The sequence below is a fragment of the Rhodococcus cercidiphylli genome, from assembly GCF_033042225.1.
Taxonomy (GTDB): domain Bacteria; phylum Actinomycetota; class Actinomycetes; order Mycobacteriales; family Mycobacteriaceae; genus Rhodococcoides.
The window spans coordinates 279,748-293,299 of the sequence record NZ_JAWLKE010000002.1; the positions used below are offsets into that span (position 1 = coordinate 279,748).

General features: G+C 64.5%; 12 protein-coding genes. 3 read left to right on the forward strand and 9 right to left on the reverse strand.

Features of this window, described 5'->3' with window-relative positions; translation table 11 throughout:
* The first annotated feature begins 196 nt into the window (after nt 1-196).
* Nucleotides 197-1,030 carry an alpha/beta fold hydrolase gene (locus tag R3P95_RS04880; RefSeq protein ID WP_317547465.1) on the forward strand — a complete coding sequence of 278 codons (834 nt, stop codon included), beginning with the start codon at nt 197-199 and terminating at the stop codon, nt 1,028-1,030.
* Between the two features lie 32 nt (nt 1,031-1,062).
* Entirely contained in the window at nt 1,063-1,494 is a 432-nt protein-coding gene (locus R3P95_RS04885) for an SRPBCC domain-containing protein (protein ID WP_317547466.1), read from the forward strand.
* A 10-nt stretch (nt 1,495-1,504) separates the two neighbouring features.
* Here R3P95_RS04885 and R3P95_RS04890 read toward each other — a convergent pair whose 3' ends face one another.
* From R3P95_RS04890 to R3P95_RS04930, 9 genes are all read right to left on the reverse strand, one after another.
* Complete coding sequence (locus R3P95_RS04890) at nt 1,505-2,158, reverse strand: MadR family response regulator transcription factor (protein ID WP_032405004.1); 654 nt, start codon at nt 2,156-2,158, stop codon at nt 1,505-1,507.
* 23 nt (nt 2,159-2,181) lie between these two features.
* Nucleotides 2,182-3,537 (reverse strand): MadS family sensor histidine kinase, encoded by a 1,356-nt coding sequence (locus R3P95_RS04895; protein WP_068051604.1) that lies wholly within the window; start codon nt 3,535-3,537, stop codon nt 2,182-2,184.
* Nucleotides 3,534-4,721, reverse strand: coding sequence for an iron-containing alcohol dehydrogenase (locus tag R3P95_RS04900; protein WP_317547796.1), 1,188 nt, complete (start codon nt 4,719-4,721; stop codon nt 3,534-3,536). Before R3P95_RS04900 ends, R3P95_RS04895 begins: the two co-directional genes overlap by 4 nt.
* 185 nt (nt 4,722-4,906) lie before the next feature.
* Nucleotides 4,907-6,424, reverse strand: a complete 1,518-nt coding sequence (madC, locus tag R3P95_RS04905) for a MadC family VWA domain-containing protein (RefSeq protein WP_317547467.1) — start codon at nt 6,422-6,424, stop codon at nt 4,907-4,909.
* Nucleotides 6,421-7,458 carry a MadB family AAA-type ATPase gene (locus R3P95_RS04910; RefSeq protein ID WP_149405306.1) on the reverse strand — a complete coding sequence of 346 codons (1,038 nt, stop codon included), beginning with the start codon at nt 7,456-7,458 and terminating at the stop codon, nt 6,421-6,423. The genes madC and R3P95_RS04910 overlap by 4 nt, the downstream gene beginning before the upstream one ends.
* Nucleotides 7,459-7,531: 73 nt before the next feature.
* Nucleotides 7,532-8,803: an NDMA-dependent methanol dehydrogenase gene (gene mdo / locus R3P95_RS04915; RefSeq protein ID WP_094639073.1), complete on the reverse strand. Its 1,272-nt coding sequence runs from the start codon at nt 8,801-8,803 to the stop codon at nt 7,532-7,534.
* Between the two features lie 197 nt (nt 8,804-9,000).
* Nucleotides 9,001-10,185, reverse strand: coding sequence for an MFS transporter (locus R3P95_RS04920; protein WP_149405305.1), 1,185 nt, complete (start codon nt 10,183-10,185; stop codon nt 9,001-9,003).
* Nucleotides 10,186-10,307: 122 nt separating this feature from the next.
* Nucleotides 10,308-11,084, reverse strand: a complete 777-nt coding sequence (locus R3P95_RS04925) for a glutamate racemase (RefSeq protein ID WP_317547468.1) — start codon at nt 11,082-11,084, stop codon at nt 10,308-10,310.
* Nucleotides 11,081-12,253: a cystathionine gamma-synthase gene (locus tag R3P95_RS04930; protein WP_121870489.1), complete on the reverse strand. Its 1,173-nt coding sequence runs from the start codon at nt 12,251-12,253 to the stop codon at nt 11,081-11,083. Before R3P95_RS04930 ends, R3P95_RS04925 begins: the two co-directional genes overlap by 4 nt.
* 81 nt (nt 12,254-12,334) lie before the next feature.
* On the opposite strand from R3P95_RS04930, the gene R3P95_RS04935 reads away from it, so the two are divergent.
* Nucleotides 12,335-13,507 (forward strand): acyl-CoA dehydrogenase family protein, encoded by a 1,173-nt coding sequence (locus tag R3P95_RS04935; protein ID WP_149405302.1) that lies wholly within the window; start codon nt 12,335-12,337, stop codon nt 13,505-13,507.
* The last annotated feature ends 45 nt before the right edge of the window (nt 13,508-13,552 follow it).

The window sequence follows — 13,552 nt, forward strand, 5'->3', positions numbered from 1 at the left end:
CCTAGGCACGAGCCGCCGACCCCCTGCCATTGCCGGTGCAGGGCCTTGTCTTCGAGATGCAAGTACTCACAGGCTATGGCTACCTCATACAACGGCTAGCGTCAATAGCCATTTGCGGACTGCTTTCATATCGTCCCAGTGCAAATGTGGCCATTTGGCTATTGCCAATAGCTAGTCGGCATGCAACAGTAGCTTCATGACTTCCTCAGCTTCGACCCCCATCCCGTCCACCCAGTACATTTCCCGCCCGGAAGGACGTATCGCCTACGACCTTCGGGGCGACGGACCCCTTCTCGTCCTCGTCCCCGGAATGGGCGACTTGCGCTCCTCCTACCGCTTTCTCACACCGGCCCTCGTCGCAGCCGGATACTCGGTGGCAACAACCGATCTGCGAGGTCACGGTGACAGCGACACCACGTTCACCGCGTACGGCGATACCGAGACCGCGGGCGATGTGCACGCGCTGATCACCCAACTCGGCGGATCGGCGGTCGTTGTCGGTAACTCGCTGGCGGCCGGCGCGGCGGTGATCGTGGCCGCCGATCATCCCGATCAGGTCGACGGGTTGGTGTTGGTCGGACCGTATGTGCGCAACCCGCCCTCGAATGTGTTCACGCGAGCGATCTTTCGCGCGATGACGGCCCCGCCGTGGGGTGCGCTGATGTGGAAGTCCTACATGCCCACCCTCTATGCGGGACGCAAGCCCGACGACTTCGACGACTACCGCACTGCGGTCGTCGTCAGCCTGAAAAGGAAGGCGTACGGCACAGCGTTCTCGAAGACGACACGACAGACCGATCACGCGGTTGCCGAGGCTCGACTCGGTGAGGTTGCCGCACCTGTCCTGGTGATCATGGGAGAACTCGACCCGGACTTCAAGGATCCTGCCGCCGAGGCCCGCTGGATCGCCGACACACTTCACGGCGAGGCCGTCATGGTCGCCGAAGCCGGCCACTATCCCCAGGCGCAGCAACCCGATGTGACCGCCCATGCCGTGCTCGAATTTCTCACTGCAGTACGCAGCGCCTGACCCCCACCCGAACCTTCACGAACGGACACTTCATGAGCATCGTGCTCACTTCCACCATCGACATTGCCGCCACCCCCGAACAAGTTTGGGCAGTGCTGTCCGACTTCGATTCCTATGGCCAGTGGAGCAACTTCTCCCGCGTGACCGGAACTGCGACGACGGGCACCAGGCTATCCATTCGCATGCCGGGCATGTCCTTCCGGCCGTACGTGACCGCAGCCGTTCCGAATCACGAGCTCGAGTGGTCGGCGAAGATCGCCACCGAACGCTTCTTCGTCGGTCGGCACACCTTCACCCTGACCCCGAACGACGACGGAACGACACGACTGAGCAACGTCGAAACCTTCTCCGGTGTCTCCGTGAGGCCATTCCGACGATTGTTCGCCAGCAAAGAGGACGACGGGTATGCCACGTTCAATCGTGCGCTGAAGCAACGGGTCGAGGCACGACTGACCTCGCCATGAGTCCGACGTTCTAGATCAAGCCCTGCTTACTCGCCGCGTACACGGCCTCGGCTCGCCGAGACACTGCGAGCTTGCGCATGATGTTGCTGACGTGAAATTTCACTGTCGTCGCCGAGATGAACAGCCGGGTCCCGATCATGTTGTTGGACAGGCCCGTCGCAAGCAACCTGAGTACTTCGAGTTCGCGCTCGGTCAGCCGTTCTATGCTGCTCGGCGTGCCGTTGAGTGATCGCACGACAGCCGAGGCACTCCGCGAATCGAAGGCACTCTCGCCTCGCGAGACAGCACGTATCGCCCGCACCAGTTCGGTGGTATCGACGTCCTTGACGACGTATCCGCGCGCACCGGCGTGCACCGCCTCCACCACGAGTCGGTCGTCGAGGAAAGTTGTGAGCACCAGTAATCCGATTCCGTTGTGCGCCTTGGCCAATTGTGCGCACAAGGCAAGGCCCTCGTAATCCGAACTGGCCGAGAGCTTGAGATCCATCAGCACGATATCGGGCTCGACCCGCGCGACGACGGCCAATCCCTCCTCCCGCGTCGACGCCTCCCCCACGATCGTCAGATCCGACTCGCGCTCGAGCACCGAACGCAGCCCGTCGCGCAGAATTGCATGATCGTCGACCAGGACGATGCGGACAGTAGGTGCCGCCACCTGCCCCATGCCCGTGCGAACCGTCGGAACGCTCACTGTGTTTCGCCCTTCTCGGATCTTTCCTGGAAGGGAATGCGCACTGCCACACGCACACCCCCGGTTCGGGCGCGGCGAATCTCGAAGACCCCGCCGTGTTCACGGGTGCGGGCCGCCATGTTCGCCAATCCGCGGTGGCGGCCGTCGACATCGGTGGACTCGGCCAGGTGCAGCATCATTCGCAGGTGGGCCGGATCGCCGTCGCCGTCGTCGGCGATCGACAACTGCACCTGATCGAGCGAATAGGTCAACCGAAGAATCGCCCGCGACGCGTGCGCGTGCACCGCTGTGTTGAACAATGCTTCGCCGGCGATACGGAGCAATGCATGCTCACACTCGCTGCTCAGCTCGACGGGGGTTCCCTCCACACGCAACGAGACCTGCAACTCGTCGGGCATGTGGACCACGGAAAGCTGTTCGAGCATTTCGGGAAGCGACGTTCGATCCGCGTCCTGCGGATGATTGAGCGCGTAGATCGCCGACCGCAGTTGCTCCACAGCTCGACGCGTCAGATCCTTCGCAAGATCCAATCTGTCGCTGCGTTCTTCGGCCGAGATCTCGCTGCGACACACTTCGATCTGCATACCAGCGGACAACACGGCCTGAGTGACGCTGTCGTGCAATTCGCGAGCGATGCGGTGGCGTTCGTCGTCGAGGACCTGATGGCGGTGCGCGGCACCCAATTGCCGCTGTGTCAGCAACAGTTCGGCATTGCGGGCTGCGAGATCGGCCGCTGTGCGGTTCGCCTGGGCATAGGCACTCTCGGTCCGCTCGAGCAATTGCCGTCGACTCTGGAAGAGCGCCGAATTCTGCAGCGCCACCGCCGTTTGACTGGCCAGAATGCTCAACACCGCTGCGTCGGTGGCGTCGAGCACCCGCTGCTCTCCGGTCCACGCCGCGAAAGCACCCACGACGCCTCCGTCGAACGCGATCGGCACGAAGGCGTGATGAGCGGAAATCACCGGTGTCTGCCCATCGCCGCACGTCGACTGTCGAATCGACTCGAGGCAGTCGACGACGTCGTCCGGCAACGGTGGCCCCTCGACGTTGTCGACCAGAAACGGCGTGGCGTCCGGTCCGAGCACGAGTCGACGAGGACCGGCATCCGGCAGAGCGCCATCGGCAAGAGCGAAGACCACCCAGCGTGCGCTCAGATGGGCACGAGCTGCTTCCGCGACCGCGCACACCAGCGTCTCGGGCCCGTCGACCGTCCGAACCAGTGCCCGTGAAATCAACTCCAGCGCATAGACGACGCGCTCCAAACGTTCGGCCGCGCCACGATATTGGGGGTAGAACGTGTTCTTGCCCGAACGCAGCCCCGTCAGCAGCGACAGGTCGGGTCCGGACGTCACAGCGCACTCCTGAACAGATCGACCATCTCGCGGTGCGTGGCGGAGCGAGGATTGGTGGACATACAGGCATCATGTAAAGCGTTGGTGGCCAACACATCCAGATCGGACTCGCGGACACCGATCTGTGCCAGACCGGTGGGAACGCCGACCTGACGTGCAAGGCGATCGACACGGTCCGCCACAGCCATGGCGGCTTCCTCCGGCCTGGCTCTGCCTTCCGGCAATCCGAGGCTCGTCGCGATGGCCACGTAGGGCAACGGATCCTCCGCGGCGTTGAAACGAATGACATGCGGCAGCAGCACTCCGTTGATCACCCCGTGCGGGAGGTCGAGGAGTCCTCCCACCTGATGGCTCATGGCATGGGTGGCACCGAGAATCGCATTCGTGAACGCCAGACCGGCTTCCAGACTTGCCTGCGCCATCGAACCACGCGCGGCCATATCGGTGGGCTCGTCGATGGTGCGCGCCAACTGCGACATCACCATGGTGATGGCCCGAAGTGCATGATGGTCGGTGAGCTGGTTGTGCCCCAGCGAGACGAATGCCTCGATTCCGTGCGTCAGAGCGTCCAAACCGGTTGCCGCGTTGAGCCATTCGGGCATCGTGGTGAGCAACATCGGATCGATCACGGTGATATCGGGAACGAGTGCCCGGCCGAGGATGGTGATCTTGGTCGAGCGCGCCGTGTCGGTGACGATGCAGAACTGCGAGACGTCGGCCCCGGTGCCCGATGTCGTGGGCACCATCACCAGCGGGGGAATCGGCCGAGTGGCCTGATCGACGCCCTCGTAGTCGAGGATTCTGCCGCCGTTGCCCGCGAGGATGGCGATCCCCTTGGCCGCATCCATGACCGACCCACCGCCGATCGCCACCAGCACGTCGCAACCGTTCTCTGCGTAGTAGCCGTGCCCGGCCTCGATTTCGACATCCTTGGGATTGGGCGTGAGCGCGCTCCAGACCTGGGGGTCGAGGCCCTGGTCAACGAGTAGGTCGACCAGCTGCCCGGCCCAGCCGCTCTCGATCAACCCCGAGTCCGTGACGAGCATCGGCCGGACCCCACCGAGACGACATGTCGCGTGCGCGACCTCGCCCAGCGAATCCGGACCGAACACGATCTCGGGTGCGTGGAATTTGAGAACTCGTGGCGTCTCGGCTCGGCTGCGCTGTGCATCGAGGTCGTGCAGCGCCTTGCCGACGTCCGCCGTAGCTGCCTGGTCCACCGTTCACACCCTCGCTGTCCATCGATCCCAGAACTCTCGGACCTGTGATTCAGGTTACAACCTTACGAGTACGGCTGATCCGATCCCACCAGCACCGGGCCAGGTTCCTACCTGCCCGATCGGGTAGGTAGGCGGCACGATCGGTCAGGTCAGGACAGCGCATGGCCCAGTTCGGCCGCCTGCGAGGTCAATTGTTCGCCATCCCGCGCGACGACGACCCGGTCGCATATTCGCTCGTAGTCCTCCATCGAGCACGCTGCCTGCGCCCAGTAACGACGAGCTTCGGGGGTGATCCACGCGATGCGGTGCACCTTCGACCGGATCTCGTCCAGGGCCTCGAGGCCAGCCGGGCGTCCGTTGCACCGACCGTCGCCGACGATGATGACCGCGGTGCGCTTGTCCAGGACTTCCGGGTGTGACTGCAAGAGATCGGTGAAGGTTCTGCCGTAATCGCTGCTCGCTTCGAGGTCCAGCCGCGCGTCCGCGAGCACCGCGGCCAGTGCGCCGTCGCCGGTACTGCCGAGCAAGGTGGTAGTCACATCGACCGGTGCGTCGACGAACCCCATCACCGTGCATCGGTGTGCGCGCGCATGCATGGCTTGCGCAAGCCTCAGGGTGAACGCGGTGATGGGCCGAACCGACAACGACACGTCCGCCAGCACCAGCAACCGAACCTTGCCCGGCACAGGGGTTTTCGTCACCAGACGGAACGGGATGCCGTCGGTACGCAGACTGGACCGGACAGTGCGCCGCATGTCGAGCGGTCCGCGTGAATGTTCGCGTGGTCGTGGGCGAGGAGTGCCCCGCATGTGTTTGAGCACTTCGTGACTCGCGCGCTCGATCTCGGCGTGCCGGCCGATCGCCTGCGCCGCGCCGTCGACCGGCACCGGTGACGACATCGTCCCCGTCACATCCCCCAGCGCCGCGACGAAAGCCTCGACGGCATCGGTGATGCGGTCGAGCATCGCAGCACTCAGTGGACCGGAATCACTCCCGTCGCCGTAGACGCTACTCGGATCGTAGGCATCGAACCACGCCAGGATGCTCGCCGGATCCTCCCAGTTCAGCTGTCCCGCAACAGCTCCGCTGGTGCTCGACGCCAACTCCCCGGCCGCCGTCGACCCGGACCGCTCCAGGTCGACGGTGTAGGTGACACCCCGTCGACCCATGTCGCCGTCGGTGTCGATCGACAGATCGTGGTCCTCGGACGAGAGACTGATGTCGTCGTCGTCCTTGTGCGGGTTGAAGCCCTTGTCCGCTTCCGGGGCGTCGAGCAGATCACCGATTTCGACCGCACGCTCGTTGTACTCGGCGTATTTGGCCGCTTCCTGGTCTGCGCCGACGTCCAGGTCCGTCGGCAATCCGCCCGCTACCTGCGCCCCCAAGGGTGAATGATGTTCATCCACAGCACCATCGATCGCTACCCGGAACATCGACTCGAAGGCCAGATCGAAACCGTGCTGTTCGTGGTCGTACTTGGCACAAGTCGCACGCAAGGCCGCGCGCAACACCGCCAGGTCACGTGCCCCGAGAAGTCCGAGGACGCGTCGTACCTCGATGACCTCTGCCGGCGACGCAGCTACTCCGAAGCGCCTGAGCGTGCGCCCGAACACCGCAGCCAGCACGTCGAGCACCACCGATGCCGAGAACGTTTGTGCCACGGTCATCGTCGTATTCCGATGCCACCCTTGTCGCGTCCACCGTGCCCTCTGAAAGCCGACGCGGTCGTGTTGACGACCGTTCCGAGTGATGTTGCTGCAGAGGGTGTTTCTGCGACCGGTCCGGCCAGCGCGATCTTCATGTCCGACGAGTACTTCACCAGGGCCGCGAGCAGGTACTTGCGGGTGTCTTCGGTATGACCGAGGACCGAGGCGATACGAGCCGCATCGATCACTTCCGAGATCGACGGGCTCTTGCGGAGCGGTAGCTCACGCAATTCCGTTGCCAGCTCCACGATCTCGGACACGATGTGCGCGGGCACCTCGGGGGCACGAGCAGTGACGATCTCGCGCTCACGCGCCGCGGTCGGATAATCGAGATGGAAATGCAGACAGCGACGTTTGAGGGCCGACGACAGCTCACGAGTGTCGTTGGAGGTCAGTATCACCCACGGATCGCTGCGCGCGGTGAACGTACCGACCTCGGGGATCGTCACCTGCTTCTCGGCAAGCACCTCGAGCAGCAAGGCCTCCATCGATTCCTCGGTGCGATCGACCTCGTCGACCAGGAGCACCACCGGCTCCTCGGAGAGCACCGATTCCAACAGGGGCCGCACGGCGAGGAAGGGCTCGGAGTAGAGGCCGAAGTCTTTGGCGGCGAGCATCTTCGAGGCGTCGTCGATGTCGGTGACGTGCTGGGTGAGTGCGCCGATGTGCTCGCGCAGCATTTGCACGTGCAGAAGTTGCTTGGCGTAGTCCCACTCGTAGAGGGCCCGATTGTCGTCGAGACCCTCGTAGCACTGCAGGCGCACCAGCTTGCGTCCGCTCGCCGCGGCCAGGGACTTCGCCAGCTCGGTCTTGCCCACGCCCGCGGGGCCTTCGAGCAGCAGTGGGCGATCGAGTGCTGTCGCCAGATGCACCACGGTGGCGAGATCGTCGTCCGCGATGTAGTCCTGCTCTCCGAGCGCGCGCTGCAGATCGGCGGCGTCGGTGAATCGAACGGTGCCGGTGTCGTCGCTACGCACTGTCGACAGCGAGGTCATGTGCTTCCTTTCAGGCGGCGCAGTGGTGCGGTTGTGCGCCGCCCGGGGCACACAACCGCACCACTGCGAAGCATCAGTAAGACTCGTTGATCGCGTGCGAGACGACGGGAATCATCGACTGGACGGTCACCTCACGGGGGTTGCCCGGGGTGCACCAGTCTTCCTGGATGTGCTCGGAGATCTTCAGAACCGACTTCTCGTCGCCCTTGATCACGTCGCCCTTGCCGGCGTACTTGCCGGTGTTCATCCGGTTCTTGTCGTACGTCGCCGAACGGATCGATCCGAAGTTGTCCGGAATTCCGACGTCCTTGGCGAGCCTGATGGCCGCCTCGACTGCCGCGTCGGCAGCCTGAACGGTGGTCATGTTCTTCGTGTCCACGCCCATGGCCACGGCGATCTCGGCGTAGCGCTCGTAACGCGAGGGCAGGTTGTACTCCCACACGCGCGGTAGAGCGATGGCGTTGTTGAGGCCGTGCGCGCTGTCGTAGAAGGCGCTGATCGCGTGCGAGATCGAGTGGATGACGCCGAGTCCACCGGAGTTGAAGGCCTGTGTGGCGATGTACTGGGCGTTCATCATGCCCTCGCGAGCCTTCAGGTTGCCCGGGTCGTACACAGCTTCACGAAGATGCTTGGAGACCAGCCCGATCGAGTAGATCGCATTGCCCAGCGACGGCGCGAAGTCCAGCCGCGAGACGTACGGCTCTGCGCCGTGGGCGAGGACGTCGAAGCCGCAGAACGCGGTCCACTGCTGGGGGCAGGTGTAGTAGAGCAGCGGGTCGTCCAGTGCCAGCGTCGGTGTCGACGCCTCGTCGAAGGCGAGCCACTTGTGCGGCTTCTCCATGTCCGAGGTGTCGGTGATGACGTAGGCCCAGGATGTCTCCGAACCCGTTCCGGCAGTGGTCGATACGGCGATGTGCGGCGGGTTCTGCTTGTTGGTGGACTTGGAGAATCCCTCGAACTCGTTGATGTTGCGGCCGTCGTGGGCGACGACGACGCGGATGCCCTTGGCCGCATCGTGGCTCGAGCCACCACCGACGGAGATGACGCTGTCGCACTTCTCCTTCTGGTACAGCGCGGCACCGTCCATGACGTTGTAGTCCTTGGGGTTGGACTCGACCTTGTCGTAGAGGACCACCTCGACGCCCTGGTACTCGATCTTGCCGATCAGTTCCTCGATGATGCCCGATCCGCGCAGACCGGTCGTGACCAGCAGCGAGCGCTTGAATCCGAGTTCCTTGGCCTCGACACCGATCATGTCGTGGGCGCCGACTCCCAGCTTGGCGCGCGGCAGCGGGTGAAACTCCTTGATGGGGAATTCCCAGATCTGATTGAGCTCGATGACCATCGGTGTCTCCTCGGTGAGTGTGAGTACAAGACGCCTTCTTCTGTGATCGGCGTCTCACTGATGACCACACTCCCCTGCCCGGTACCGCGTGGGAACACCTCGAGGCGGGAACCCTGCCAACGACTCGACCGAACTACCCGATCGGGTAGGAGTACTCGCTCACCCTCGGCAGAGGAGAACTCACAAGCTTTGGTGCACTATCGATCTCGCCGCTGCGCCAGAGAGAATCCGAGAACCGAGATCAGCGCGAGCGTGATGACGAACCCTCCGTACACTTGCACCGTCGTGCTCAGGCCCAGGCGATGCACGGCCAGCCCGGCGACCACGGCGGGCAGGCTGAACGCGAGGTAGCTGATGACGAACGTCGTGGCGAACACCCCACCTCGCTCCGCTGCGGGGACCAGCGCGCCGAGCGTGCGCATAGAACCGAGGAACGTTGCTCCCCAGCCCGATCCGGCGATGACAGCCCCGACGAAGTACAGCACGATCGACTCGATCTGCACCGACACCAGGGAGAGCGCGACGCCTGCCGCCAACACCGTCGCCCCGATCATCATCACGGTGCGGGGAAACCCGTTGCGTACCACTGCAGCTGCCACCGCGCCCGAGGCGAACATCGCGAAGATCTCCAACCCGCCCACTATGTGGTTGTCCACGTCGAACACCGTGCCGATGATCGACGGCCCGAGCGAGAGATGAAACCCGCCGAGCGACCAGGTCGCGAACAGAGCGGGAGCGATGAGCAGGAACGGTGCCCGCACCGACGTGGGGATCGACATCCTCGGCAGCAGGGTCGAGGCGAGGTGACGGCGGGAATCGAAGCCACGCAGTGCCGAGGTCTCGGGGACGAACAGCAATGCCACTGCGAGAGTCAGTGCCGCGCCGATCAGCAATGCGAACACCAAGATGTCGGGCGCAGGTGCCAATTGGACCAGCAATCCGGCCCCGAGCGCGCCGCTTGCCAGGCCGAGGGAGGGCGCGACGCTGTTGAGCAACGGTCCGGTGGACGCGTCGGGCTGCAGGTCGATGACGGCTGCGCTCAGCGCACCGGTGGCCGCACCCGCGGCAATTCCCTGCACGACGCGAGCCGCGAGGAGTACCGGGACGCTGTCGGCGACGATGAACAGCATCAAGCTGACCGCAAGGAGAACCAGTGAGGCGATCAGAATGGGTTTGCGCCCGATGTGGTCCGACAGACTACCGACGGTGAGCAACGTGGACAGCAATGCGACCGCATAGACGGCAAAGATGACCGTGAGGGTGAGAGCGCTGAATCCCCAGGCCTGTTGGTACACCGGGTACAGCGGCGACGGTGCCGACGCCGAGGCCATCAGGACCAGGAAGGCGACGCCGACGACCCAGAACGCGTACCGATGCGGCATGCGCACCGCCGTCCGTTCCACTGGAGTCCGAGTGCCCACGCCGACCATGTATTTCCCTTCACCGCAGTAACCGTTAGCTCAGTGAAAGACAACGCTCGGGAGCGCCCGGCATTCCCCGACGGTCAGTGTTGCTCGGCTCGTGCGTCGCCCCGCAGCAGTTTTCCTTCGCGGTACCGCTGCGCGCTCGCAGGCAAGTCGCCCTCGATTCCGCTCAACCACACCGAGACACGGCCGGTGCCCGAACCGCTCGAACCGACTTCGTCGACGCGTCGCACCGTCTGGTTGGCCACCGCCTCGGCGCTGTCGAACATCGTGACGTCGCCCGGCAGCTGCGAGACGATCCGGTCCAACACCAGTGGGTAGTGCGTGCAACCCAGCACGATCGATTCGACGTCCGCGGGTGTCGCGGCCACGGCCGCGGTGATGGCGGCACCGATCCCCCGCTCGTCACCACGGTCGATCGAATCCGCCAGACCGTGGCACGCCACACTCGTCACCGTTCGGTGCGAGGCGAACTGCTCGATCAAACGCCCCTGATAGGCGCTCGCGGTCGTGGCCGCCGTCGCCCAGATCGCTATCCGATCACTCACCGCTGCAGCGGGTTTGATCGCCGGAACGGTACCCACCACCGGAATCGTGTCACCGAGCGCGGCCCGAACGTGACTCAGCGCCGTCACACTGGCGGTGTTGCAGGGAAGCACGACCACCTCGGCACCGAGTTCGACTGCATGCTGGGCGGTGCCGACCACTCGATCGACGACCCACCCATCGGGTTTGGGTCCCCACGGAGCGTTGTCGGGGTCCATCATCAGCACCAGATCGAGCTCGGGGCGCGCTTGTCGCAGCCGCGCAGCCGTCGGGAGCATCCCGAGGCCCGAGTCGATCAGTGCGACGATCATGCCAGCGCTTGCTCGACGTCACCGACCAGATCGGCACCGTCCTCGATACCGACCGACAGACGCACCAGATCGTCGGGCACCTCGAGCAACGAACCGGCCGTCGAGGCGTGGGTCATCGCACCGGGATGCTCGATCAACGATTCGACGCCGCCCAGAGACTCGGCGAGCGTGAAGATCTCGGTCTTCGCGCAGAAGTCCAGCGCAGCCTGCTTGCCACCGGCCAGACGAACGGAGACCATCCCGCCGAACCGTCGCATCTGCTTCGCGGCGACAGCATGAGACGGGTGAGATTCGAGTCCGGGGTAGATGACCTGTGAGATGGCCGGATGCCCGTCGAGGAATTCGACGATCTTCTCGGCGTTGTCGCTGTGTCGCTCCATCCGCAGCGCAAGAGTCTTGATGCCGCGCAAGGTCAGGAACGCGTCGAACGGTCCGGGAACGCCACCCGCGCCGTTCTGCAGGAACGCGAAGGCCGCGTCCAGTTCCTCGCTGTCGGTCACCAGAGCGCCGCCGACGACATCGGAGTGTCCGCCGATGTACTTGGTCGTCGAGTGCAGCACCACGTCGGCACCGAGGCTCAGAGGCTGCTGCAGATACGGCGACGCGAAGGTGTTGTCGACGACGAGCTTGGCCCCACCCTCGTGCGCAATGCCCGACAATGCCTCGATGTCTCCGACGTTGAGCAGTGGGTTGGTGGGCGTCTCGACCCAGACGAGCTTGGTGTTCGGACGCATCGCCGCGCGCACCTCGTCGACGTCCGACACTGCGGCCACCGAGTACTCGATGCCCCACTGGGTGAAGACCTTGTCGATCAACCGGTACGTGCCGCCGTAGGCGTCGTTGGGGATGACGAGGTGATCACCGGGACGCAGCGCCGAGCGCAACAGGCAGTCCGTGGCCGCCATGCCGGAGGAGAACGCGCGACCGTAGGTGCCGGACTCGATGGCCGCGAGATTGGCCTCGAGCGGCCGACGCGTCGGATTGCCGGTGCGCGCGTACTCGAATCCACTGCGCATGCCGCCGACGCCGTCCTGAGCGAAGGTGGAGCTGGCGTAGATCGGCACGTTCACCGCGCCGGTCAGCGGATCCGGCTCGTATCCGGCATGCACTGCCTTCGTGGAAAAGCCCTGCCAGGAGGTGTTGTCTGCCTTGCTGCGCTGCTCACTCATGGCCTCCACCCTAATCGGCCTGCGTCGCCGCGCGGGGGCGTGGGTAACCTGCGAAGACAACCCCCAGCGGAAAGAGGCACCGTGGCCAACTCCCAGAGCGTCGACGAACTGTTCGCGATCGATTCACTCCTCGACGACGAGGAACGTCAGATCCGGGACACAGTCCGCAAGTTCGGTAACGAGCGCATTCGTCCGCACATCGCCGATTGGTTCGACGAGGGCACGGTGCCGGCGCGCGAGCTGGCCAAGGAGCTGGGCTCGCTGGGCCTGTTGGGCATGCACCTCGAGGGCTACGGCTGCGCCGGAACGTCCGCGACGGCGTACGGCCTGGCCTGCCTCGAGCTCGAAGCGATCGACTCCGGCATCCGATCGCTCGTCTCGGTGCAGGGCTCGCTCGCGATGTTCGCCATCTGGAAGTACGGCTCCGAGGAGCAGAAGCAGCAGTGGCTCCCGGGCATGGCCGAGGGATCGCTGATCGGCTGCTTCGGGCTCACCGAGGCCGATTACGGATCGAACCCCGGCGGCATGCTCACCCGCGCCAAGCGCGACGGTGACGACTGGATCCTCAACGGCAGCAAGATGTGGATCACCAACGGACCCGTGGCCGACGTCGCCGTCGTGTGGGCTCAGACCGACGACAAGATCCGCGGATTCGTCGTTCCCACCGATACACCGGGATTCACCGCCAACACCGTGAAGAAGAAGCTGTCACTGCGTGCCTCGATCACCGGCGAATTGGTGTTCGACGACGTCCGACTGCCTGCCGACGCGATGCTGCCCGAGGCCAGCGGTCTGCGCGGACCTCTGAGTTGCCTCAACGAGGCACGCTTCGGCATCGTCTTCGGCGCGATGGGCGCGGCGCGGGACTGCATCGAATCGGCGATCGAGTACTCGCAGACCCGCGCGGTGTTCGACAAGCCACTCGCCGGATATCAGCTCACTCAGGCCAAGCTCGCGAACATGGCCCTCGAGCTCGGCAAGGGTCAGCTGCTCGCACTGCATCTTGGCCGGCTCAAGGACAAGGGCGAACTGCCGGGCGAGCGAGTGTCACTGGGCAAGCTCAACAACGTGCGCGAGGCCATCAAGATCGCTCGTGAATGTCGAACGATATTGGGGGCCAACGGAATCACGCTGGAATACCCGGTACTCCGTCATGCCAACAACCTCGAATCCGTCCTCACCTACGAGGGCACATCCGAGGTCCACCAACTCGTGATCGGCCAGGCACTGACCGGCACCAGCGCAGTGCGCTGACGCGCAGTGGTGCGGTTGAGTGCCTCCTGGGGCACTCAACCGCAC